Raw genomic sequence first — 24,458 nt, forward strand, 5'->3', positions numbered from 1 at the left:
TACTCAAAGACGCTTGATCCTGTGCACTCAATTACTTACGGATCACATTGGTCCAAGTAAGGTCACTACTATCGCCCAATAACTTCTGGCACGTCAACTTCCAGATGACCGGCGTGTTACAGCGACTAAAGGATTAATTAGACGAGTTGCTGGCCTTGTCTATTAGTGTGGAGAACCGCGCAGTTGTCACATCAAGTTATTAAATTCCGGGGGCGGGTTAAATCAGCAGGCTTTTAAAGCAGACAATTTCTATCAGTGTCGAGCGGTTAGCCCGCCGATCCTGGAAGGGGCGGTCTTTGAATGGGCGGCGAGCGGTTCGTGTGGATTAACTACGCTGATTGGGGATTATCATTTGTATGTAAATGAGCAGTTGCTTGCGACGCGGTCATGCCAGAGGCGTGGCGGAGCGATTGCGATTATCGGCCGACAGTTCGATAATCGCCCCTTGCGCGTGCGCCAGGCGTGTTCAACAGCCCGGGCCGGCCGTTTAATAACAATAAATAGTTGAAACAGGGGATAGAGGATGAATGATCTATTGCGCAATGCCGCTAGCTGTATCGCGCCGCCGATCGTGGCGTCGCCCGCCAAGCGCATTCAGGCGTTTACCGGTGATCCCGACTTTATGGCGTCATTGGCCCGGGGGCTGGCGGTGGTCCAGGCGTTTCAGGAGCGCAAGCGGCACCTGACCATTGCACAGATCAGCCATCGCACCGAGATTCCGCGAGCCGCAGTACGCCGTTGCTTATACACGCTTATCAAGCTTGGCTATGCCACCACTGACGGCCGCACTTATTCGTTGTTGCCTAAAGTACTGACACTCGGTCATGCCTACCTCTCATCGACCCCGCTGGCGGTATCGGCCCAGCCATATCTGGACCGTATGAGCGAGCAGTTGCATGAGGCGTGCAACATGGCGACCCTGGAGGGCGACGACATCCTGTACATCGCCCGTTCGGCAACCACTCAGCGTTTGATCTCGGTTGATCTTTCCGTGGGCGGACGTTTGCCGGCGTACTGCACTTCCATGGGCCGCATCCTGCTGGCGGCACTGGATGATGTGACGCTGCACGAATACCTGGCCCATGGTGAGTTTCAGGCCAAGACCAGCCGCACCGTGCATACGCCCGAAGCATTGCTTGAGTGTTTGCAGAAGGTGCGCGAACAAGGCTGGTGCGTGGTTGATCAAGAACTGGAGCAAGGCCTGCGTTCAATAGCCGTGCCGGTCTATGACGCTTCCGGGCAGGTACTGGCAGCCTTAAACGTCAGCACCCATGCCGCAAGAGTGACACGCACCGAGCTGGAGCAGCGTTTTCTGCCGATTATGCTCAGCTCTAGCCGCGAATTGAGTGCCCAATTATTCAGCTGATGCAGGCGCGGTAGCACTAAGTGTTCGATAAACGCCCAGTTAAGCGTTTATCGAATTGCGTGTCAGCTGTGGCCTGATTACTGTCCCGTGAGCGTCCTGGCGTCTGCTCGCAAGCTCATGCAGGACCCTGCCCAATATAATAATGAAGAGGCTCAACGCTATGCATATCACTGCCTGTGTGCCCTGGAAGCGGCCAGCCCCAGTCTGCGCAAGACCTGTTTGAGATTCCTTTTTACGTTTTTTTTGTGAGCCACCGGTCCTTGGCCGGCTTTCGTTCGCCTGCGTTTTACCCGGAATAAAAATAATGAATTCGCCGCAGTCTGCTGTAGGAAACTGCCTTGATGTGCAGTCCTTTATCAATGCCCAGCCGCTCTCCCGATACCAATGGCGGGTAGTCATCCTGTGTTTTCTGATCGTCTTCCTCGATGGCCTGGACACGGCAGCCATGGGCTTTATTGCCCCGGCCTTGTCCCAGGACTGGGGGATCGACCGCGCCAGTCTGGGCCCGGTCATGAGTGCCGCGCTGATAGGTATGGTGTTCGGAGCCCTGGGTTCAGGGCCATTAGCTGACCGTTTCGGGCGCAAAGTGGTGCTGGTGTCCGCGGTGCTGGTTTTTGGCGGGTTCAGCCTGGCCTCGGCCTGGAGCACGAGCGTCGATCAACTGTTGGTCTTGCGCTTTTTAACCGGTCTGGGTTTGGGCGCCGGGATGCCGAACGCCACGACCTTGCTGTCCGAGTACACCCCGGAACGCCACAAGTCGTTGCTGGTGACCAGTATGTTCTGCGGTTTCAACCTGGGCATGGCCGGTGGCGGCTTTATCTCCGCCAAATTGATCCCGATGTATGGATGGCACAGCCTGCTGTTGATTGGCGGGGTCTTGCCCCTGCTGCTGACACTGATCCTGGTGGTGTGGCTACCGGAATCTGCGCGCTTTCTGGTGGTTCGCAATCGAAGTGTCGAGCTGATCCGTAAAACCCTGGCACCCATTGCGCCGGGGCTGGTCGCCCGGGCCTCCAGCTTCAGCGTCCCCGAGCAGAAGACCGTCAAGGCGCGCAACGTGTTCGCCGTCATTTTTTCCGGGACTTACAGCACCGGCACCCTGTTGCTGTGGCTCACCTATTTTATGGGGCTGGTGATCGTTTATCTGCTGACCAGCTGGTTGCCAACCCTGATGCGAGACAGCGGGGCCAGCATGGAGCAAGCCGCTTTTATTGGCGCATTGTTCCAGTTCGGCGGGGTGTTGAGTGCTGTAGGTGTGGGCTGGGCGATGGACCGATTCAATCCGCACAAGGTGATCGGTACTTTTTACCTGCTGGCCGGGGTGTTTGCCTACGCCGTAGGGCAGAGCCTGGGCAACATCACGATTCTTGCCACCCTGGTATTGGTAGCCGGCATGTGCGTAAACGGTGCGCAATCGGCGATGCCATCGCTGGCGGCCCGCTTCTACCCGACTCAAGGCCGGGCTACGGGGGTTTCGTGGATGCTGGGCATCGGTCGTTTCGGCGCCATTCTGGGGGCCTGGATGGGCGCAACCCTGCTGGGGTTGGGCTGGAACTTTGAACAAGTACTGACGGCGCTGGTGATTCCGGCAGCACTGGCAACCGCCGCCGTGCTGATCAAAGGCATGGTCAGTCATGCCGACGCGACCTGATCTCCAACGGATTAGCCAGCAAGCTAACTATGTGTTCGATTAACGAACACATAGTCGATTATCGGATTGTTTGGCCGGACCTGGCGGCTTAATCTGCGGGCATCCGGTGTCGTTCCAGTGCGCCTGTTCTTTATTCAAGTGGCCAACAAAAAAAGGGAGCTACCCCTCATGGCAGACATCATTGGCCAGGGCAAGAAAGACCTGGCCAATGCCTATGTGGCTGGGGCTTGCGGGTGCCGGGCCGGTGGGCATCATTACCGACCTGTGCATCATGGAACCCGAAGCGCAGACCCACGAATTTGTGGTCACGGCCTTGCACCCGGGTATTACCCGTGAACAAGTGATTGCCCCCACCGGCTGGGCGATTCGCTTTGCCGATAACGTAGTACTTACACCTGCACCGACCGAGGTTGAACTTGGTGTGTTGCGTGATCTGGAAGCCCGTATAGCACGGGCCCATGGCCAAGTTTCGGGAGAAGCCTGATGCGTGAAGTTTTTATCTGCGATGCCATTCGTACCCCTATCGGCCGTTTTGGTGGAGGCCTGGCAACCGTTCGTGCCGATGACCTGGCGGCAGCCCCGATACGGGCACTGATCGAACGTAACCCCGGGGTGAACTGGAATGAAGTTGACGAGGTGTTTTTCGGTTGCGCCAACCAGGCCGGCGAAGACAACCGCAACGTGGCACGAATGGCCGCTCTGCTGGCCGGGCTGCCGGAAACCATTCCGGGCGTGACCCTCAACCGGCTATGTGCCTCGGGCATGGATGCCATCGGTACGGCTTTCCGGGCAATTGCCAGTGGCGAGATGGAGCTGGCGATCGCTGGCGGTGTCGAGTCGATGTCCCGTGCGCCATTTGTAATGGGCAAGGCCGACGCTGCCTTCTCGCGCAATATGAAACTCGAAGACACCACCATCGGCTGGCGCTTTATCAACCCGCTGATGAAAGCTCAGCACGGTGTCGACGCGATGCCGCAAACCGCTGATAACGTCGCTGATGACTACCACATCTCGCGTGCCGATCAGGACGCTTTCGCCCTGCGTAGCCAGCAACGCACAGCTGCAGCCCAGGCTGCCGGCTACTTTGCTGAGGAGATCGTGCCGGTGCGTATTGCGCATAAAAAGGGTGAAACCATCGTTGAGCACGATGAGCATCCACGCGCCGATACCACCCTTGAAACCTTGAGCAAGCTCAAGCCGGTCAATGGTCCGGACAAAACCGTGACTGCCGGTAATGCTTCAGGGGTGAACGATGGCGCCGCGGCACTGATTCTGGCCTCGGCTGATGCCGTCAAACGTCACGGGCTGACCGCCCGTGCCCGGGTGTTGGGCATGGCCAGCGCCGCAGTGGCACCGCGGGTGATGGGTATCGGTCCGGTGCCTGCAGTGCGCAAGCTGGTGGAACGTCTGGGCCTGGCCGTTAGCGATTTTGACGTGATTGAGCTCAATGAAGCCTTCGCCAGCCAGGGCCTGGCGGTACTGCGCGAGTTAGGGCTGGCGGACGATGCGCCCCAGGTCAATCCCAATGGCGGAGCGATTGCCTTGGGCCATCCGTTGGGTATGAGCGGTGCGCGGATTGTGCTGACCGCTTTGCATCAGCTGGAAAAAACCGGTGGCAAAAAAGGCCTCGCCACCATGTGTGTAGGGGTCGGACAAGGCCTCGCACTGGCCATCGAGCGGGTTTGATAATTAGGCATAAAGCCATGAGCCGCACGACTGCCTTAGTCGTTCGGCTTATTGTGGTTGCGGCGCTAGGTGTTGCAAGGTATGTCTAACTGCAACTAAACCTGATGAGTATATAAAACATGACAACAGAAACTCACTACACGGGAGAAGAGCGTAGAAAAAGGATTTTTGCGATTGTCGGTGCCTCTTCCGGCAACCTGGTCGAATGGTTCGACTTCTACGTGTACGCTTTTTGTGCAATCTACTTTGCCCCGGCTTTTTTCCCTTCCGATGACCCGACCGTGCAGCTGCTCAACACTGCCGGCGTGTTTGCGGCAGGCTTTTTGATGCGTCCTATCGGTGGCTGGCTGTTTGGCCGGGTCGCCGATAAACACGGGCGCAAGAACTCGATGATGATCGCGGTACTGATGATGTGTGCCGGCTCGTTGGTTATTACTTTCATGCCGACCTACGACTCGATCGGGGCTTGGGCTCCGGCCTTGTTGCTGGTGGCCCGACTGTTTCAGGGCTTGTCGGTAGGCGGGGAGTACGGCACTACGGCCACTTACATGAGTGAAGTGGCGCCCAAAGGCGAGCGCGGTTTCTTCGCGTCTTTCCAGTACGTGACCCTGATCGGCGGGCAACTGCTGGCAGTGTTGGTGGTCGTCGTACTGCAGCAACTTTTATCAGAGGATGAACTGCGGGCCTGGGGCTGGCGCATTCCTTTCTTCATTGGTGCCGTGGCGGCGCTGATTTCGTTATTGCTGCGTCGTACCCTTAAAGAAACCACGAGCGAGGAGTCGCGCAAGAACAAGGATGCCGGCAGCGTTGGCGCTTTGTTCCGTGATCATAAAGCAGCGTTTATTACCGTGTTGGGCTACACCGCCGGTGGTTCGCTGATTTTCTACACCTTCACCACTTACATGCAGAAATTTCTGGTGAACACCGCCGGTATGCAAGTCAAAACTGCCAGTTACATCATGACCGGCGCACTTTTCCTATATATGTGCATGCAACCGCTGTTTGGCATGTTGGCTGACAAAATCGGCCGCCGTAACTCGATGTTGTGGTTTGGTGCTCTGGGTACGCTGTGCACGGTGCCGATCTTGCTGACGCTGAAAACCATTACCAGTCCATTTTTGGCCTTTGTGCTGATTACCCTGGCACTGGCCATTGTCAGTTTCTATACCTCGATCAGCGGGTTGGTGAAAGCCGAAATGTTTCCGCCGCACATCAGGGCGCTGGGAGTCGGTATGGCCTATGCCGTGGCCAACGCCATTTTTGGTGGTACGGCCGAGGTGGTGGCATTCGCGCTGAAGGCCAAAGGCATGGAAAACACCTTCTACTGGTACGTGACAGTGATGATGGTCATCGCATTCCTGTTCAGCTTCCGCCTGCCCAAACAGCCCAAGTACCTGCACCACGATTTGTGATGTGCCGCGCGCGCCCATAACCGGCGCGCGCCTTCAAAGGAAGGCTTATGAGTGACCGAGGGAACAATCAACTGTTCGATGCCTACTTCACGGCCGAGTCCATGGGTGAGGTGTTTTCTGATCATGGCCGGGTGCAGGCCATGCTCGACTTTGAATCGGCGCTGGCCCGGGCGCAGGCGCGGGTCGGCCTGATCCCTCAGGCAGCCGTTGCGCCGATTGAGGGGGCGTGTCGCGCTGAGCTGTATGACTTTGAGGCGTTGGGCCAGGCGATTGCCAGCGCCGGGAACTCGGCCATTCCATTGGTCAAGGCACTGGGCAAACAGATTGCACAGGCGGCTCCCGAGGCTGAGCGCTATGTGCATTTGGGGGCAACCAGCCAGGATGTGATGGACAGTGGCCTGGTGCTGCAACTGCGCTCAGCCCTGGGCTTGATTGAGCAGGATCTGGCGCAATTGGGGGCCGTGCTCGCGCAACAGGCTTTGCGGTATGCGACCACGCCCCTGGCGGGACGAACCTGGTTGCAGCAGGCGACTCCGGTCACCCTTGGTATGAAAATCGCTGGCTGGCTGGGGGCAGTTACTCGCAGCCGTCAGCGCCTTAAGGAATTAAAGCCACGCTTGCTGTGCCTGCAATTTGGCGGCGCTTCTGGAACGTTGGCGGCCCTGGGCGATCAGGCCATGCCGGTGGCGCAAGCCTTGGCCCAGGAGCTGGGGCTGAGCCTGCCCGATCAACCGTGGCACACCCAACGTGATCGTCTGGTGGAGTTTGCTGCGGTGCTGGGTTTGATCGCAGGCAGCCTCGGTAAGGTGGGGCGTGATCTCAGCTTGCTGATGCAGACCGAAGCCGGGGAGGTGTTTGAGCCCGCGGCACCGGGCAAGGGTGGCTCTTCGACCATGCCACACAAGCGCAACCCGGTGGGGGCGGCAGTGTTGATCAGTGCTGCTACACGGGTTCCGGGCTTGCTGAGCACCCTGTTCAGCGCCATGCCCCAGGAGCACGAACGCAGCCTGGGCTTGTGGCACGCCGAGTGGGAAACCCTGCCCGAGATTTGCTGTTTGGTCTCGGGGGCACTGGTGCAGGCGTTGAATATTGCCCAGGGACTGGAAGTGGATGCCGAGCGCATGCTGCACAACCTTGACCTGACCCATGGGCTGGTGCTGGCCGAAGCGGTCAGTATCGTGCTGGCACAGAGGGTAGGGCGTGAAACCGCGCATCATCTGCTGGAGCAATGCTGTAAGCGTGCGGTGGCTGAGCAGCGTCATCTGCGCTCAGTGCTGGACGACGAGCCTCAAATAAGCGCGCAGTTGAGCGCACAAGAACTGGATCGCTTGCTCGATCCGGCTAATTACCTCGGCCAGGCGGTGACATGGGTGGAGCGTGCCCGGGCTGAACATTTTGCATTGACGCCATAAAAGGAGAAGTTCGTGGGACGTACACAAGAAGGTGAACTGAACTACCGGCTTGACGGCCCGCAAGGCGCGCCGGTGCTGGTTCTCTCTAACTCGCTGGGTACCGACCTGGGGATGTGGGACGCGCAAATACCGGCGTTTACCGAGCATTTTCAGGTGCTGCGTTATGACACCCGTGGTCATGGCCAGTCGCTGGTGAGCGAGGGCCCTTACAGTATTGAGCAACTGGGGCATGACGTACTGGCGCTGCTGGATACGCTGAATATCGAGCGTGCTCACTTTTGCGGGTTGTCGATGGGCGGGTTGATCGGGCAGTGGCTGGGCATCCATGCCGGCGGGCGGCTGAACAAGCTGGTGGTGTGCAACACCGCGGCCAAAATTGGCGAAGCGGCGATGTGGAACCCGCGAATCGAAATGGTCCTGCGCGACGGCCCCGCGGCGATGGCCGGGCTGCGCGATGCCTCGATTGCCCGCTGGTTCACCGAGGATTACGTCCTGGCACATCCCGAGCAGGTCAAGCGCATCACCGATATGCTGGCCGCGACCTCACCTCAGGGCTACGCTGCCAACTGCGCGGCGGTACGCGATGCTGATTTTCGTGATCAGTTGGGTGCTATCAAGGTGCCGTTGCTGATCATTGCCGGAACTGAGGACGCCGTAACGCCGCCTTCCGGCAGCCACTATATTCAGGAGCACGTACCGGGCGCCCAGTACGCCGAGTTCTATGCCGCGCACCTGTCCAGCGTGCAGGCGGGTGATGCCTTCAGCCAAAGGGTGCTGGCCTTCCTGTTAAACGATTAAGGAGCTGTTTGTGGACGAGAAACAACGTTATGCCGAAGGCTTGAGCGTGCGCCGTGAAGTGTTGGGAGATGCTCATGTCGATCGCAGCCTCAATGCCCTGACCGAGTTCAATAGCGAATTTCAGGAAATGATTACCCGCCACGCCTGGGGTGATATCTGGACCCGCCCCGGCCTGTCGCGGCATACCCGCAGTCTGATCACCATTGCGATGTTGATCGGCATGAACCGCAGTGAAGAGCTCAAGTTGCATTTGCGTGCGGCCGCCAGTAACGGCGTGACCCGTGCCGAGATCAAGGAAGTGCTGATGCAGAGCGCGATTTATTGCGGCATCCCGGCAGCCAATTCCACGTTCCATCTGGCGGAGTCGGTGTGGGACGAGTTGGGGGTTGAGTCGCGGCAATAACGCCGCCTTCCTGCATTTCTGTAGGAGCGATTTAACAGCTCGCGAGCAAGCTCGCTCCTACAGGGGGCAGCGCTGCTCTGAAACAACAAACCCGCCAAAAGGCGGGTTTGTTGTTTAACCAGGGTGCATCAGGCCTTCGGTGGCTGATCCGAAACAGGCCGGTTTTGCCCGGTCTGTTCAAACCAGCCGCCACCCAGTGCCTTGTACAGCGTGACTTCACTGGTCAGCTGTGACAGGCGGTCGGTGATCAACGATTGCTGCGCGCTGAACAATGAGCGCTGGGCATCGAGGAAGGTCAGGTTGCTGTCGATGCCAATCCGATAACGGCGTTCTGCTAACCGGTAGTAATCCTGGTTGGCGTTCACGAAGTCGGTTTGTGCCTGCAACTGCTGGTTGTAGGTCTGACGCGCTGCCAGGCCGTCAGAGACTTCCTGGAATGCTGTCTGGATAGTTTTTTCGTACTGGGAAACGGTAATTTCTTTCTGGATTTTCGAGTAGTCCAGGCTGGCGCGCAAAGACCCTGCGTTAAAGATCGGCAGGTTAATTTGCGGCGAGAACAGCCAGGTACCCGAACCGCCTTTGAACAGACCCGACAGGTCAGGGCTCAAGGTCCCGGCATTGGCCGTGAGGCTGATGCTCGGGAAGAACGCTGCCCGCGCCGCGCCGATGTTGGCGTTGGCGGCCAACAGCCTGTGCTCCGCTTCGAGGATGTCCGGACGACGTTGCAGCAGGTCGGATGGCAGGCCGGCCGGCACTTCGGTCAACAGATCAGCTGCCAGGGGCTGGCTGGCTGGCAAGTTGTCCGGGATGGTAGTGCCGAGCAGCAGTGCGAGGCTGTTCTGATCCTGAGCGACCTGGCGGGTGTAGCGCGCCAGTTGCACCCGGGCATTCTCGACCGAGGTGCGCGATTGACTGACATCCAGTGCCGAGGCGACCCCGACTTCATTGCTGCGCAAGGTGAGCTTGTAGCTCTGATCGAACGCTTTGAGGGTGTCTTCGGTCAGCTTCAGCAGCTCTTTGTCAGCCTGCCAGGTCAAATAGGCATTGGCGACACTGGCCACCAGACTGATCTGGGTAGTGCGTCGGGCTTCTTCGGTTGCAAAGTAGTTCTGCAGTGCCTGATCGCTCAGGCTGCGCACCCGGCCAAACAGGTCCAGTTCGTACGCGCTGACCCCAAGGGTCGCCGAGTATTGGCTGGTGATGCCCGATTCACCGGTTTGCGACATGCGCGCCGGGGTACGTTGACGGCTGCCGCTGCCATTGGCGGTCACCGCCGGGAACAGGTCGGCACGCTGGATACGGTACTGCGCGGCATACGCGTCGATGTTCAGCGCAGCGACCCGAAGGTCGCGGTTGTTGATCAACGCCGTTTGAATCAGTTGCTGCAGGGCCGGGTCATGGAAAAACTGACGCCAGCCTTGTTCTGCAGCGGCCTGATTGGCCGCCTCGTTTGGCGAGTAGGCCGGGCCCTGCGGGTATTGCGCTGCTATCGGCGCCTCAGGGCGCTGGTAGTCCGGGATCAGCGAGCACCCGCCCAGGGTAAATGCAGCGACAGCGAGGGCTAGAAGGGACTTGCTCATTGGCCAGCCTCGTTGTTTGGAGTTTTAGTCAGGTCCACTTTCTTCTCGGAATCTTTCTTGTTGCCAAAGGACGATACGGCGACAAAGAACAGCGGCACCCAGAACACGGCCAGTACCGTGGCGGTGATCATGCCACCGATTACGCCTGTACCAATAGCGTGCTGGCTACCCGAGCCTGCGCCCGTGGAGATGGCCAGCGGAATCACACCCAGGACAAACGCCAGCGAGGTCATGATGATCGGACGCAGACGCATGCGGCAGGCCTCAATGGCGGCCTCGGTCAGCGTTCGTCCCTGTTCATGCAGTTCCTTGGCAAACTCGACGATCAGAATGGCGTTTTTCGATGCCAGACCGATGGTCGTTAGCAAGCCCACCTGGAAGTACACGTCGTTGGACAACCCCCGCAGACTGGTAGCCATAAGCGCACCGATAATCCCCAGCGGAACAACCAGCATGACCGCAATCGGAATCGACCAGCTTTCATACAGGGCTGCAAGGCACAGGAATACCATCAGCAAGGAAATTGCGTACAAGGCAGGTGCTTGCGAACCTGACAGACGTTCCTCGTAAGACAGACCCGTCCAGGAAATACCTACACCGGGCGGCAGCTTCTTGGCCAGGGCTTCGACTTCGGCCATGGCTTGACCGCTACTGTAGCCAGGGGCCGGAGCACCGAGTATTTCCATCGCTTCTACGCCGTTGTAACGCGACAGCTTGGGCGGACCATAGATCCATTTGCCTTTGGCGAATGCCGAGAACGGCACCATGGTTCCCTGGGCGTTGCGTACGTACCACTTCTTCAAGTCTTCAGGGTTCATCCGCGAGTCAGCCTCACCTTGCAGATAAACCTTCTTCACCCGACCGTGGTCGATGAAGTCGTTGACGTAGCTTGCGCCCAGTCCGATGGACAGGGTGTTGTTGACGTCCGACAGGTCTACGCCGAGCGTGCGAACTGCTTCATCGTCAATTTCCAGCTGATACTGCGGCTCATCGTTCAAGCCGTTTGGACGCACGCCTGCCAGTATCTTGCTTTGCGAAGCCATACCCAGGAACTGGTTACGGGCCTCCATCAGTTTGTCGTGACCGATACCGGAGCGGTCTTGCAGGTAAACGTCAAAACCGGTGGCGTTACCCAGCTCCATTACTGCCGGCGGAGCGAAGGCAAAAACCATGGCGTCGCGGAAGGTCGAGAAGTGCTTTTGAGCCCGTGCTGCCAGCGCAAATACGCTGTTGTCGGCATCACGCTCGCCCCAGGGCTTAAGCATGATGAACGCCAGACCGGAACTCTGACCACGACCGGCGAAGTTAAAGCCGTTTACGGTAAACACCGAAGACACGGCCGCCGATTCATCGGTCAACAGGTACTCGCGCATCCTGTCGATCACTTGCTGAGTGCGTTCAGCGGTGGTGCCTGCCGGGGTTTGTACCTGTGCAAACAGTACGCCCTGATCTTCTTCCGGGAGGAAGGAGGTAGGAATACGGGTAAACAGGAACACCATCCCGACCACGATCAGTACGTAGGCCAGCAGGTACGGCGCTTTGTGGCGCAGGATGCTGCCGACACCTTTTTCATAGCGTTTGACGCCACTGTCGAACGTGCGGTTGAACCAGCCGAAGAACCCGCGCTTGTTCTCGCCGTGATCACCCTTTTTCACTGGCTTGAGCATGGTGGCGCACAAGGCCGGGGTGAAGATCAAGGCAACCAGTACCGACAGGGCCATCGCCGAAACAATGGTGATCGAGAACTGTTTGTAAATCACGCCGGTAGAACCGCTGAAGAAAGCCATTGGCAGCAGTACCGCCGACAGCACCAGGGCGATACCGACCAGAGCACCCTGGATCTGCTCCATGGACTTTTTGGTGGCTTCCTTGGGGGGCAGACCTTCTTCGGTCATGACCCTCTCGACGTTTTCCACCACCACAATTGCATCGTCCACCAGCAACCCGATGGCCAGCACCATGCCGAACATGGTCAGGGTGTTAATGCTGAAGCCTGCAGCGGCCAGAATCCCGAAAGTACCGAGCAATACTACCGGCACGGTCATCGTGGTGATGATGGTGGCGCGGAAGTTTTGCAGGAACAGGAACATTACCAGGAACACCAGTACGACAGCTTCGACCAGGGTTTCGAGAACCCCTTCGATCGATGCGGAAACCACCGGAGTGGTGTCATACGGGTAAACGACTTTCATGCCCGGCGGAAAGAAGGGCTCCAGGTCGCTGATGGTGGCGTGCAGAGCCTTGGCCGTATCCAGAGCGTTTGAACCCGGTGCCAGCTTGATCGCCAGACCCGAGGACGGTTTGCCGTTGTACTGGGCGCTGATGCTGTAGTTCTCGCCACCCAGGGCGACTTCGGCTACATCGCTCAGGCGTACCTGAGAGCCGTCGGTGTTGACCTTGAGCAAGATCTTTTTGAACTGCTCGGCGTTCTGCAGACGGGTTTTACCGATGATGGTAGCGTTCAGCTCCTGACCCTTGACGGCAGGCAGGCCGCCCAGTTGCCCGGAGGACACCTGTACGTTCTGCGCGCTGATGGCCGCTTTAACGTCCACCGGAGTCAGGTTGTATTTGTTCAGCTTGGCCGGGTCCAGCCAGATACGCATGGCGTACTGGGCACCGAACACCTGGAAGTCGCCCACACCTTCGGTACGGGAGATCGGGTCCTGCATGTTGGAGACGATGTAGTTCGACAAGTCGTCCTTGTTCATGCTGCCGTCTTCAGACACCACGCCGATTACCATCAGGAAGTTTTTCACTGCCTTGGTTACACGGATGCCTTGCTGCTGTACTTCTTGAGGCAGCAGTGGCGTTGCCAGGTTGAGCTTGTTCTGCACCTGAACCTGAGCGGTGTCAGGGTCGGTGCCTTGCTCGAACGTGGCCGTGATGGTCATGCTGCCGTCGGAGTTACTTTCCGAGGCTACATAACGCAGGTGGTCAATCCCGTTGAGCTGTTGCTCGATCACCTGAACCACGGTGTCCTGTACGGTTTGCGCCGAAGCGCCCGGGTAGGTCACAGAGATCGAAATGGCCGGAGGCGCGATGCTCGGGTATTGGTTTATCGGTAGTTTGAGGATCGATAGAGCTCCGACCAGCATGATCACCAGGGCAATTACCCAAGCGAAAATCGGACGGTCGATAAAAAATTTCGACATGGTTTACTCCCCTTTACTGCCTGCAGCTTTTTCTGTTGCCGGGGCAGATGCCGGGGTTTCGCCTTGTGGTTTTTCCATGATTTTCACTTCAGCACCAGGCTTGATGAATTGCAGCCCGTCGACGATCAGGCGATCACCTGCGTTCAGACCTTTTTCTACCAGCCAGTCACTGCCCACGGTGCGGGAAGCTTGCAGCACTCGCAGTTCCACTTTGTTGTCCGGCCCAACAATCAGAGCCGTCGGTTGACCCTTGAGGTTGTGGGTCACGCCGATTTGAGGGGCCAGAATTGCATCGCTGTTGATACCGGCTTCCAGTTGCGCATGCACAAACATGCCCGGCAACAGAGTGTCGTCAGGGTTTGGGAACACGGCGCGCAGGGTCACGGAACCAGTAGTCTCATCGACTGAGACTTCGGTGAATTCAAGACGACCTTCTTGCTGGTATTCACTGCCGTCCGGAAGTGTCAGCTTGACCTTGGCGGCATTTTCACCGGCCTTCTTCAAGCGGCCACTGGCCAGATCACGGCGCAGTTCGAGCATTTCGACCGAGGACTGAGTCACGTCAACATAGATCGGGTCCAGTTGGGTGATTACGGCCAAAGCGTCAGCCTGGCCACTGGTTACCAGTGCGCCTTCAGTAAACAGCGAGCGACCGATGCGGCCGGTCAGAGGTGCCAGGACCTTGGTGTAGCGCAGGTTGACCTGAGCGGTATTCAAGGTTGCTTCAGCTTCCAGGCGGGCGGACTCGGCGTTGTCGTATTCCTGACGGCTTACGGCTTGCTCTGCGACCAATTGCTTGTAGCGGTCAGCAAGTGATTTTGCTGACTGCAACGTGGCCTTGGCGCTCAGTACGTTGCTTTCGTAGATCGAAGGATCGATCTGATACAACTGCTGGCCGACTTTAACGTCGCTGCCTTCTTTGAACAGGCGCTTGAGAATGATTCCGTTCACCTGTGGGCGGACTTCTGCCGAGCGATAGGACGTGGTGCGGCCTGGCAGGTCAGTGGTCAAGGTAAAGGGTTGGGTTTTCAGCGTCACGACGCCGACCTGAGGGATTTGCGGGGCAGGTGCCGCCTCTTCCTTTTTACATCCGCTGAGCAGCGAAGCTAGGGCGATGGCAGCAACCAGAGCGGTAACAGCTGGCTTGAATTGCATGAAAATCCTCGGGTCAGGCACGCGAAAGCGCACAAGAATAGTGGAAGGGTAAAGAAAGCTGTTCCGGGTGGATAAGTAGCTTGCTAAGGAATATACTTACATTCGTGTATGTTTGTAAATAGCAGGGGCGTGTCGCAACAGGCGTCGCAAAGCCCTTTTCAACGTATGAAGTAGTCCGGGATAAGGCAGAACAAACGCCACCCGATATCGGTTTGGACGAGTGACCGCAATTGTCCGGACCCTCCTGATTGAGGTTTGTATTGCCATGGTGCGTCGTACCAAAGAAGAAGCTCAGGAAACCCGGAGCAATATCCTTGAAGCTGCCGAGCAGGCCTTTTATGAACGGGGCGTTGCGCGTACTACGCTGGCTGATATTGCAGCGCTGGCGGGCGTGACCCGGGGCGCGATTTACTGGCATTTCAGCAACAAGGCCGAGCTGGTACAGGCCATGCTGGACAGCTTGCATGAACCTCTGGAGGAGCTGGCCAAAGCCAGTGAAAGCCAGGACGAACTTGATCCGCTCGGGTGCACGCGCAAGCTGTTGATTCATTTGTTTCGCCAAGTTGCCATCGATCCAAAAACCCGGCGTATCAATGAGATTTTGTTTCATAAATGCGAGTTCACTGACGAGATGTGTGATTTGCGTCGTCAACGCCAGGTGGCGAGCGTCGATTGTAACAGTCGAATCGAGCTCGCCCTGAGTAATGCCATTCATCGCGAGCAACTCCCGAAAAACCTTGATGCCCGCCGTGCAGCTATCTGTCTGCATGCCTATATCGACGGTATTCTCGGTCAATGGCTGCTGGTTCCCGACAGTTTCGAGCTTCACAAGGAGGCTGAGTCCTGGGTCGACATCGGTATCGAGATGCTGAGTCTGAGCCCGGGTTTACGCAACTAAGGGCAAATTCGTGATGAGTCTAGTCGGATCGAACGATAAGGCGAGGGAAGATTCACCTCAGCTGTGCGTAGGCCTTCGAGAAGCCTTTATATACGTCTAGGGCGAGGCTTTAAAGGTAGCGAGCTAAGTATTTTGTAGGCCAATTGTTAAGCACGCTGGCGATCCTGCTTTATGTCGGCTAATAAGCTGCCTGTCATTTATTTCAAGGCAGGTGCTGCCTGTAATTATTTCTGCGGATGTATCACTGATCCCTAGAGTTCGCGTTCCAGCATCCCCTACACTCGGTCAACGCTCAGGCTTCAGGCCTTAGCAGCCAACATCGCAGAGCGGGCGTCTGTCAGCATGTTTGCGCGCTCTGACTCAAGCAAACCCGCTGCGACCGGGTTGTATGCGTCGTGGCAAATTCGAGGAGCAAAATGTGAACAAGATTTACTCGAGTGCTGAATCCGCTTTGCAGGGGCTGGTCGAAGACGGCATGACCCTGGCCGTGGGTGGTTTTGGGTTGTGCGGTATCCCGGAGGCCCTGATCGCGGCCTTGCGTGACACGGGCAAACGCGAGCTGACGGTGATCAGCAACAATGCAGGCGTGGACGGGTTCGGGCTTGGTCAACTATTGACGACTCGTCAGATCCGAAAAATGATTTCTTCTTATGTTGGCGAGAACAAAGAGTTTGAACGCCAGTACCTGGCCGGCGAGCTTGAGCTGGAGTTTACGCCCCAGGGGACGCTGGCAGAAAAACTGCGTGCAGGCGGCGCGGGGATTCCGGCGTTTTACACCAAGACCGGTTACGGCACCCTGGTGGCAGAAGGCAAGGAAACACGTGAGTTCGATGGCGAATGGTATGTGATGGAGCGTTCATTACGCGCCGACGTAGCCCTGGTTAAAGCCTGGAAGGCCGATAAGTCCGGCAATCTGTTATTCAATAAAACCGCGCGCAATTTCAACCCGCTGGCAGCAATGGCGGCCAAGGTCTGCGTGGTTGAAGTAGAAGAAATCGTCGAAATAGGCGAGATCGAACCTGATCAGGTTCATTTGCCCGGGATTTACGTACAGCGTCTGGTACTTAACGCCACCCCGGAAAAACGCATCGAACAACGCACTGTGCGGAGCGCCTGAACATGGCCTGGACTCGTGAAGAAATGGCGCATCGCGCCGCCCAAGAATTGCAGGACGGTTTTTACGTCAACCTTGGTATTGGTTTGCCGACTTTGGTAGCCAACTATATCCCCGAAGGTATGGACGTCTGGCTGCAAAGTGAAAACGGCCTGTTGGGTATTGGCCCTTTTCCTGGCGAAGACGAAGTGGATGCTGACCTGATCAACGCAGGCAAACAAACCATTACCACCTTGCCCGGCAGCAGCTTTTTCAATAGCGCTGATTCGTTCGCGATGATCCGCGGCGGGCACATCAACTTGTCGATTTTGGGAGCCATGCAGGTCTCCGAGAAGGGCGATCTGGCTAACTGGATGATTCCGGGCAAGATGGTGAAAGGCATGGGCGGAGCCATGGACCTGGTCGCTGGAGTCAAACGTGTGGTGGTGCTGATGGAGCACACCGCCAAGGGCGGGGCTCACAAGTTGCTCAAACAGTGCGATCTGCCGCTCACAGGCGTGGGCGTGGTTGACCGGATCATTACCGATCTGGCCGTGCTCGATGTCACCGATCAAGGGCTAAAGCTGGTTGAACTGGCTTCAGGTGTCACGCTGGAACAACTCAAAGAGGCGACCGGCTGCGCAATTAACGGCTGACCAGCTATCTGAGGGTGGATTGCGGCCGTATCGCCAGCAAGCCGGCTCCCACACTGTAGCTGTCCTTCACATACGCACTGATACCTCACTCATTCCCTGTGGGAGCCGGCTTGCCGGCGATACAGGCGACGCGATGGATCAGGCCTGTCGCCCAAAACACAAAAAAGCCCCGGCTCGAAGGAGACGGGGCTTTTTGCTGCAGCGTGAATCAGCGTTCCAGATCTTTGATCTTGCCTTTCACACCATCAAACTCTTCCGCGTCCGGCAGAGCGTCTTTCTTCTCAGTGATGTTTGGCCAGATTTCAGCCAGCTCAACATTCAACTGAATGAACTCTTGCATGTCCGCTGGCACTTCATCTTCAGAGAAGATGGCTTGCGCCGGGCATTCAGGCTCACAAAGCGCGCAGTCGATGCACTCATCCGGGTGAATCACCAGGAAGTTCGGGCCTTCGTAAAAGCAGTCCACCGGACAGACTTCTACGCAGTCGGTGTACTTGCACTTGATGCAGTTGTCGGTGACGACGAAGGTCATTTCTAATTTTCTCCTCAGGCGGCGGCAGCGAAGCCCTTCCAGGACGGGTTCGCCGGGTTCGGGAGTGATATCTACAGACCAGGCTAAAAGGCCAGTAGCATCCCGAACCGCGCGCGATTCTATCAGCTTGAAAGCATCAGCGTTAGATGCGTGTCTTTAATGTGTAGAGCAAATCAAGTGCTTTACGCGGCGTCATGTTGTCCAGATCTAGCTTGGATAGGTCGTCCAGCACCGGATGAGGCAGGCTGGCAAACATGTCGCTTTGCTGTGGCGGCGATTTTTTACCGGGCGTCGGACGAGGCGCTTCATGGGGCAGGCTGGTTGTCTCCAGACGGCTCAAGTGTTCGCGGGCACGTGTGATTACCTGAGGGGGGACGCCGGCCAGCTGGGCTACTGCCAGGCCATAGCTCTGACTCGCCGGGCCCGGTAATACATGGTGCAGGAACACGATTCGCTCATTGTGCTCGGTTGCGCTCAAGTGCACGTTAGCCACCAGCGGCTCATTTTCGGGCAGTACGGTCAGCTCGAAATAGTGCGTGGCAAACAAGGTGTAAGCGCGCAGTTGGGCGAGACGTTCGGCCGCAGCCCAGGCTAGAGAAAGACCGTCGAAAGTACTGGTACCGCGTCCAACTTCATCCATCAGCACCAGGCTGCGTTCGGTGGCGTTATGCAGGATGTTGGCGGTTTCACTCATTTCAACCATGAAGGTCGAACGCCCGCCCGCCAGGTCATCGCTGGAGCCGATCCGGGTAAAGATCCGGTCCACCAGCGACAGCTCGCAACTGGCAGCAGGTACGAAACTGCCGATGTGTGCCAGCAAGACGATCAATGCGGTCTGGCGCATGTAAGTAGATTTACCGCCCATATTAGGACCGGTAATAACCAGCATGCGGGTGTTGTCATCCAGTGCCAGGTCGTTGGCCACAAACGGTGTAGTCAACACTTGCTCGACCACCGGATGACGCCCCTGGTTGATGCGCATGCACGGCTCATCGACAAAGCGCGGGCAGTTCAGGTCGAGGTTCAGCGCGCGTTCGGCCAGGTTGCTCAGTACATCCAGTTCGGCCAGCGCCGCGGCGGTGTCTTGCAGTGGCGGCAGCTCGCCGATCAGGGTTTCGAGCAGTGCTTCGTAGAGCATTTTCTCGCGGGCCAGTGCACGGCTTTTCGCAGACAGGGCTTTATCTTCGAAGGCTTTAAGTTCCGGGGTGATAAAGCGCTCGGCACCTTTTAATGTCTGGCGGCGGATGTAATCAGCCGGGGCTTGCTCGGCCTGCTTGCTTGGCAGCTCGATAAAGTAGCCATGCACCCGGTTGTAACCGACCTTCAAATTGGCCAGGCCGGTCCGGGCTTTTTCACGGGCTTCCAGATCAATCAGAAATTGTCCGGCGTTCTCGCTCAGTGATTGCAGCTCATCCAGCTCGGCGTCGTAACCGGTTTTCAACACTCCACCGTCGCGGATCACCGCAGGCGGGTTGTCGTTAATCGCTTTTTCCAGCAAGGCGGCCAGCTCGGGATAAGTACCGGTGCTGATGGCCAATTGCTGCAAATGCGGCGCTTCGAGCCCGAGCATTGCGTCTTGCAGTTCGGGCAGGGCGCTCAAGGCATCGCGCAATCGCGCCAGATCTCGCGGGCGTGCATTGCGCAGGCCGATGCGGGCCAGAATACGTTCCAGATCGCCAATTTCTTTGAGCTGCGGCTGCAGTTTTTCGAACCGGTAGCCATCCAGTACGCAGGTAATCGACGACTGGCGGGCCAGCAGCACAGGCAAGTCGCGCAGCGGACGGTTCAGCCAGCGGGTCAGCAAGCGGCTGCCCATCGATGTCTGGCAGCGGTCTACTACCGACTGCAACGTATTGTCGCGGCCACCGGCCAGGTTGGTGTCCAGCTCCAGGTTGCGTCGACTGGCACCGTCAAGCACCACGGTATCGTCTAGGCGTTCATGGCGCAGGCTGCGTAAATGGGGCAGGGCGGTACGCTGGGTTTCCTTGGCGTAGCTGAGCAAGCAGCCGGCGGCACCGATGGCCAGGGTCAGGTTCTCGCAACCAAAGCCTTTAAGGTCCTGGGTCGAGAACTGTTGGCACAGGCTTTTCAGGGCCGAGTCGCGCTCAAAGTCCCACGGAGCGCGGCGCCGAACGCCACGGCGTTTTTCGGCCGGCAGGCCTTGAGGCCAGTCGTCCGGGATCATCAATTCAACCGGGTTTATACGCTCAAGCTCGGCCAGCAGGTTTTCCCAGCCTTTGATTTCCAGCACCGAGAAATTGCCGCTGGTGATGTCCAACACCGCCAGGCCAAACAAGCGCTCGTCGCCCAGCACTGCTGCAATCAGATTGTCACGACGCTCATCCAGCAGTGCCTCATCGCTGACCGTACCTGGTGTGATGATGCGCACTACCTGACGGTCAACCGGGCCTTTGCTGGTTGCCGGGTCGCCGACCTGCTCGCAAATTACCACCGACTCGCCGAGTTTAACCAGCTTGGCCAGGTACCCTTCGGCCGCATGATAGGGAATCCCGCACATCGGGATCGCCTGCCCGGCAGACTGCCCTCGCGCCGTGAGCGTAATATCCAGCAACTTGGCGGCCTTCTTCGCGTCTTCATAGAAGATCTCGTAGAAGTCGCCCATGCGATAGAACATCAACTGATCAGGGTGCTGGTTTTTCAGGCGCCAGTACTGCTGCATCATCGGCGTGTGGCTGGAGAGGTCCGAGGTGTTTTTACTCATGAGGGGGCTTTGGCGGATTCGTTTTAAAAGTTGGGAAAGGCAGGCGCGCAGCCTGAGGTTTCATAATGGGCGCAAGGTTAACATGTCAGCCGCCCGTATCTACAGGGGCGCTCCGGCCTGCTATTAATAGAAGAAATTGCGTTTGCCATCTCTAAACTGCACCAGCACTATTCCCGCCATGCCTAAACGAACTGTTTCAACTGTCCTCAAAGAACTGCTAGTGCATCACCGGATCAGCGCCATGGCGCTGCACCGCAGCACCGGTGTGCCGCAGTCCACGCTGTCGCGAATTTTGAGCGGCAAGATTGTCGATCCCTCTGATCGGCACATCTCCAGAATTGCTGAATACTTTCACATCAGCACAGACCGGTTGCGCGGTCGGGACGATAGCCATCTGCTTTCACCGACCGAACCCGAGCAGCTGCACCCCGAGTTGCACGATATCTGCCTGTGGGATGACGACACCCCTGTGGCGGAGGACGAGGTATGCATTGCGTTCTTGCGTCAGGTTGAACTGGCGGCAGGCACGGGGCGATTTTCCATTGAGGAGAGCGAGCGTGCCAGGCTGCGTTTTGGCAAGCGCAGCCTGCGCCACAACGGTGTGGAGTTCGACCAGGCGAAGTGCGTGACAGTGCGCGGGGACAGTATGCTGCCGGTGTTGCGCGATGGTGCAACCGTTGGCGTCAATGCGGGCAAGCGCACGATCGAGGAGGTCATCGACGGTGATCTATATGCGATCAATCACAACGGGCAACTGCGGGTAAAGCAGCTCTATCGTTTGGCGGGCGGCATTCGCTTACGCAGCTTTAATCGTGATGAGTACCCGGATGAGGACTACGGCTACAGCGAGCTGGAGGACGAGCAACTGGTGATTCTAGGCCATGTGTTCTGGTGGGGGATGTACGCCCGGTAGTGCTGATTATCAGAAACAGCCCACGTAACAGTGGGCTTTTTTTTGCTTTTTATCAGACTGTTCCTACAGCTTTTGTCCTGAGCGCAGGCTTGTGAAGACGTATTGAAAAATATATGCATTGATGCATTGACTGTATATCCATACATGCATAGTCTTTGCTTCATGGCGGTCCTCAAGCGCAGGGAGGCGACGTTACCGATAGCGCCCGCTTTACAGCCCAGGCCAAAGATTGGCGCTTATCAATAAGGATTCAGGAGTGATGACATGATGAATGAACCGCAAGTGCTGCTGGAGATGCCGGTTTTTCTGGTCATCCTTCTCGCCTTGGTGGGTGGCGTCTTTGGTGAAATGTGGCGGGCCGACAAAGACGGCGCCAGCGGGTGGTTGCTGGTCCGGCGGCTGGCACTGCGCTCGGGGGCGTGCATGGTGTGCGGGGTCTCGACTTTTATGCTGCTGTACGCGGCAGGCATGTCCATTCTGGCGGCAGGGGCTTTTGGTTGCCTGACGGCTTTGGCCGGAGCGGATGCGGCCATCAGTCTGTACCAGCGCTGGGCTGCAAAGCGGCTTGGAGTCGATGGTTCTACTGCTGACTCTCGGATAGAGCCGTAAGAAAAGTCTTTTTCTTGTGCGGGATGTTAGTCGCGACTGTTCGGTCGTCTTGCAACACCTGTCTGCTCGTGTAGGTTATGGCGCTCACAGACTCCAACGGGAGAGAACCATGGACCCAATATCTCAACTCGCGGCTGAACTTGGGCACCAGTTACAGACTCTGAACGCTCAAGTAACGACTGCTGAATCCTGTACCGGCGGTGGTATTGCCGAAGCCATCACTCGAATCGCCGGCAGTTCCGCCTGGTTTGAGGCGGGTTTTGTCACGTATTCCAATCAGCAAAAAACCAGACAGCTAAATGTTCCGCCAGCTTTGTTTGCCCAGGTAGGTGCTGTCAGCCGCGAGGTAGTCGAGGCGATGGTGCGTGGGGCGCAAGCGCAAAGTTCTGCCCGGTTTGCCGTAGCGGTAAGTGGTGTGGCCGGTCCGGGGGGCGGTTCTGTCGACAAGCCGGTTGGCACCGTGTGGCTGGCCTGGGGGGTTGGCAGCGAGGTATCGACCGAGCGCAGGCACTTTCCCGGCAATCGTGATGAAGTCCGTCGGCAAACAGTGATCGCGGCTCTGGAAGGCCTAATACGCCGAACGGTACGAGAAATAAAAAATCAGGGGTAGGCGATCGTTTATCGCTGTGGAATAATACTGGCTACTTATACAGTTATCGGCCGTCAGGCCTTATTGATTACGAGAGGACTTTAATGGACGACAACAAGAAGAAAGCCTTGGCTGCGGCCCTGGGTCAGATCGAACGTCAATTCGGCAAGGGCGCCGTGATGCTGATGGGTGATCAAGAGCGCCAGGCAGTCCCGGCGATCTCTACCGGCTCGCTGGGTCTGGACATCGCGCTGGGCATTGGCGGTTTGCCAAAAGGCCGTATTGTTGAAATCTACGGTCCGGAGTCTTCGGGTAAAACCACTCTCACGCTGTCCGTGATTGCCCAGGCGCAAAAAGCCGGTGCAACTTGCGCCTTCGTCGATGCCGAACACGCGCTTGACCCTGAATACGCTGCCAAACTGGGTGTAAACGTCGATGATCTGCTGGTATCCCAGCCGGACACTGGCGAACAGGCCCTGGAAATCACCGACATGCTGGTGCGTTCCAATGCGGTTGACGTGATCATCATCGACTCCGTTGCTGCACTGACACCCAAAGCTGAAATTGAAGGCGATATGGGCGACATGCACGTCGGCCTGCAAGCCCGCCTGATGTCGCAAGCGCTGCGTAAAATCACCGGTAACATCAAGAACGCCAACTGCCTGGTGATCTTCATTAACCAGATCCGCATGAAAATCGGCGTGATGTTCGGTAGCCCGGAAACCACCACTGGTGGTAACGCGCTGAAATTCTACGCTTCGGTTCGTCTGGATATCCGCCGTACCGGGGCGGTGAAAGAAGGCGACGTGGTTGTTGGTAGCGAAACCCGTGTCAAAGTGGTCAAGAACAAGGTCGCACCTCCATTCCGTCAGGCAGAATTCCAGATTCTTTACGGCAAGGGCATCTACCTCAATGGCGAGATGATCGACCTGGGCGTGCTGCACGGTTTCGTCGAAAAAGCTGGCGCGTGGTACAGCTACAACGGCAGCAAGATCGGTCAGGGCAAGGCCAACTCCGCCAAGTTCCTGGACGACAACCCTGATATCAAGGATGCCCTTGAGAAGCAGCTGCGTGAAAAACTGCTGGGTCCAAAGACCGACAGTGAGCTGGCAGAAATGAAGACCATGCCCAAGCTGAGCAAGGCCGCCAAAGAAGCTGCGGCACTGGCTGAAGCTGAAGAAATGGAAAACGCTACTGACGGCGATAACTGATAGACACCATGACGGCTGTTCTGGATAACCTCGTCGCTGTACGACGAACTGCAATGGACCTGCTCGCGCGACGTGAGCATGGTCGAGTCGAGCTGACGCGTAAACTGCGTCAGCGGGGTGCTTGCCCCGACATGATCGATATCGCCCTTGACCGTTTAACGGAAGAGGGGCTGTTGTCGGAGTCGCGCTATCTTGAGAGTTATATTTCCTACCGTGCCGGCTCTGGTTATGGCCCTTTGCGTATTCGCGAAGAGCTAAACCAGCGCGGTTTGCCGCGTGGAGATGTCGAGCAAGCGTTGCGCGAATGTGGTTTCAACTGGCAAGAAAAGTTGGAAGATACATGGCGCCGCAAGTTTTCCGGCCAGATGCCATTCGATGCTAAAGAGCGTGCCCGTCAAGGGCGCTTCTTGAGTTATCGGGGGTATCCGCTTGAAATGATCGGGCGCTTGCTCAGTGGTCGAGAGTTTGATGACTGATCATTATCAGTTTTGCTCTATCACAGCCCACTCAGGCTATTAGTAGGAGCGAGCTTGCTTGCGATGATCTTGAGTTCAAATACTCAGACCTGATCGCCAGCAAGCTTGGATCCTGCAGCGCAGTTGTGGTGTTACACGCTCACG

The 24,458-nt window shown here is 57.4% G+C and carries 20 protein-coding genes and 1 pseudogene; 16 read left to right on the plus strand and 5 right to left on the minus strand.

What is annotated here, in order from left to right; translation table 11 throughout:
- Nucleotides 1-523 precede the first annotated feature (523 nt).
- From pcaR to pcaC, 8 genes and pseudogenes are all read left to right on the plus strand, one after another.
- Nucleotides 524-1,366 (plus strand): pca regulon transcriptional regulator PcaR, encoded by an 843-nt coding sequence (pcaR, locus tag AOC04_RS02075; RefSeq protein WP_060690936.1) that lies wholly within the window; start codon nt 524-526, stop codon nt 1,364-1,366.
- A gap of 304 nt (nt 1,367-1,670) precedes the next feature.
- Nucleotides 1,671-3,017: a 4-hydroxybenzoate transporter PcaK gene (gene pcaK / locus AOC04_RS02080; RefSeq protein ID WP_060690937.1), complete on the plus strand. Its 1,347-nt coding sequence runs from the start codon at nt 1,671-1,673 to the stop codon at nt 3,015-3,017.
- A 220-nt stretch (nt 3,018-3,237) separates the two neighbouring features.
- Nucleotides 3,238-3,501, plus strand: a pseudogene (locus tag AOC04_RS02085) (CoA-transferase subunit beta); the annotation flags it as partial.
- Nucleotides 3,498-4,703 carry a 3-oxoadipyl-CoA thiolase gene (gene pcaF, locus AOC04_RS02090; protein ID WP_171970560.1) on the plus strand — a complete coding sequence of 402 codons (1,206 nt, stop codon included), beginning with the start codon at nt 3,498-3,500 and terminating at the stop codon, nt 4,701-4,703. The pseudogene AOC04_RS02085 and the gene pcaF, both read left to right, overlap by 4 nt.
- 119 nt (nt 4,704-4,822) lie before the next feature.
- Nucleotides 4,823-6,115, plus strand: coding sequence for an MFS family transporter (locus AOC04_RS02095; RefSeq protein WP_060690940.1), 1,293 nt, complete (start codon nt 4,823-4,825; stop codon nt 6,113-6,115).
- 47 nt (nt 6,116-6,162) lie between these two features.
- Nucleotides 6,163-7,527, plus strand: coding sequence for a 3-carboxy-cis,cis-muconate cycloisomerase (locus tag AOC04_RS02100; RefSeq protein ID WP_060690941.1), 1,365 nt, complete (start codon nt 6,163-6,165; stop codon nt 7,525-7,527).
- Between the two features lie 12 nt (nt 7,528-7,539).
- Nucleotides 7,540-8,325 carry a 3-oxoadipate enol-lactonase gene (pcaD, locus tag AOC04_RS02105; RefSeq protein WP_060690942.1) on the plus strand — a complete coding sequence of 262 codons (786 nt, stop codon included), beginning with the start codon at nt 7,540-7,542 and terminating at the stop codon, nt 8,323-8,325.
- A 10-nt stretch (nt 8,326-8,335) separates the two neighbouring features.
- Entirely contained in the window at nt 8,336-8,728 is a 393-nt protein-coding gene (pcaC, locus tag AOC04_RS02110) for a 4-carboxymuconolactone decarboxylase (RefSeq protein WP_060690943.1), read from the plus strand.
- 128 nt (nt 8,729-8,856) lie between these two features.
- Here the strand turns inward: pcaC and AOC04_RS02115 are convergent, their stop codons facing one another.
- Genes AOC04_RS02115 through AOC04_RS02125 form a run of 3 tightly spaced genes read right to left on the minus strand, consistent with a single transcriptional unit; the run spans nt 8,857 to nt 14,615 of the window.
- Nucleotides 8,857-10,308 carry an AdeC/AdeK/OprM family multidrug efflux complex outer membrane factor gene (locus tag AOC04_RS02115; RefSeq protein ID WP_060690944.1) on the minus strand — a complete coding sequence of 484 codons (1,452 nt, stop codon included), beginning with the start codon at nt 10,306-10,308 and terminating at the stop codon, nt 8,857-8,859.
- Complete coding sequence (locus AOC04_RS02120; RefSeq protein ID WP_060690945.1) at nt 10,305-13,460, minus strand: efflux RND transporter permease subunit; 3,156 nt, start codon at nt 13,458-13,460, stop codon at nt 10,305-10,307. Before AOC04_RS02120 ends, AOC04_RS02115 begins: the two co-directional genes overlap by 4 nt.
- A gap of 3 nt (nt 13,461-13,463) precedes the next feature.
- On the minus strand, nt 13,464-14,615 hold the full coding sequence (locus AOC04_RS02125; protein ID WP_060690946.1) for an efflux RND transporter periplasmic adaptor subunit: 1,152 nt from the start codon (nt 14,613-14,615) through the stop codon (nt 13,464-13,466).
- Between the two features lie 265 nt (nt 14,616-14,880).
- Here AOC04_RS02125 and AOC04_RS02130 point away from each other — a divergent pair, with 265 nt between their 5' ends.
- From AOC04_RS02130 to AOC04_RS02140, 3 genes are all read left to right on the plus strand, one after another.
- Entirely contained in the window at nt 14,881-15,513 is a 633-nt protein-coding gene (locus tag AOC04_RS02130) for a TetR family transcriptional regulator (RefSeq protein ID WP_060690947.1), read from the plus strand.
- A gap of 418 nt (nt 15,514-15,931) precedes the next feature.
- Nucleotides 15,932-16,630, plus strand: a complete 699-nt coding sequence (locus AOC04_RS02135; protein WP_060696848.1) for a CoA transferase subunit A — start codon at nt 15,932-15,934, stop codon at nt 16,628-16,630.
- 2 nt (nt 16,631-16,632) lie between these two features.
- Nucleotides 16,633-17,262, plus strand: a complete 630-nt coding sequence (locus tag AOC04_RS02140; RefSeq protein ID WP_060690948.1) for a CoA transferase subunit B — start codon at nt 16,633-16,635, stop codon at nt 17,260-17,262.
- A 208-nt stretch (nt 17,263-17,470) separates the two neighbouring features.
- On the opposite strand, the gene fdxA is transcribed toward AOC04_RS02140, so the two are convergent.
- Nucleotides 17,471-17,794: a ferredoxin FdxA gene (fdxA, locus tag AOC04_RS02145; protein ID WP_003443045.1), complete on the minus strand. Its 324-nt coding sequence runs from the start codon at nt 17,792-17,794 to the stop codon at nt 17,471-17,473.
- A 142-nt stretch (nt 17,795-17,936) separates the two neighbouring features.
- The gene (mutS, locus tag AOC04_RS02150; protein ID WP_060690949.1) at nt 17,937-20,516 is read right to left on the minus strand and encodes a DNA mismatch repair protein MutS; all 2,580 of its coding nucleotides are present in this window, start codon (nt 20,514-20,516) and stop codon (nt 17,937-17,939) included.
- Between the two features lie 178 nt (nt 20,517-20,694).
- Between mutS and AOC04_RS02155 the strand changes: the two genes are divergently transcribed.
- The 5 genes from AOC04_RS02155 to recX all read left to right on the plus strand — a co-directional run bounded on the left by AOC04_RS02155 (nt 20,695) and on the right by recX (nt 24,314).
- On the plus strand, nt 20,695-21,429 hold the full coding sequence (locus AOC04_RS02155; protein ID WP_073508880.1) for a LexA family transcriptional regulator: 735 nt from the start codon (nt 20,695-20,697) through the stop codon (nt 21,427-21,429).
- A gap of 264 nt (nt 21,430-21,693) precedes the next feature.
- Nucleotides 21,694-22,038 carry a phage holin family protein gene (locus tag AOC04_RS02160; protein ID WP_060690951.1) on the plus strand — a complete coding sequence of 115 codons (345 nt, stop codon included), beginning with the start codon at nt 21,694-21,696 and terminating at the stop codon, nt 22,036-22,038.
- Between the two features lie 109 nt (nt 22,039-22,147).
- Complete coding sequence (locus AOC04_RS02165; RefSeq protein ID WP_060690952.1) at nt 22,148-22,648, plus strand: CinA family protein; 501 nt, start codon at nt 22,148-22,150, stop codon at nt 22,646-22,648.
- Nucleotides 22,649-22,731: 83 nt separating this feature from the next.
- On the plus strand, nt 22,732-23,838 hold the full coding sequence (gene recA / locus AOC04_RS02170) for a recombinase RecA (RefSeq protein WP_060690953.1): 1,107 nt from the start codon (nt 22,732-22,734) through the stop codon (nt 23,836-23,838).
- 8 nt (nt 23,839-23,846) lie between these two features.
- Nucleotides 23,847-24,314 carry a recombination regulator RecX gene (gene recX / locus AOC04_RS02175; protein ID WP_060690954.1) on the plus strand — a complete coding sequence of 156 codons (468 nt, stop codon included), beginning with the start codon at nt 23,847-23,849 and terminating at the stop codon, nt 24,312-24,314.
- Nucleotides 24,315-24,458: the final 144 nt, after the last annotated feature.

Source organism: Pseudomonas versuta (assembly GCF_001294575.1).
GTDB lineage: Bacteria > Pseudomonadota > Gammaproteobacteria > Pseudomonadales > Pseudomonadaceae > Aquipseudomonas > Aquipseudomonas versuta.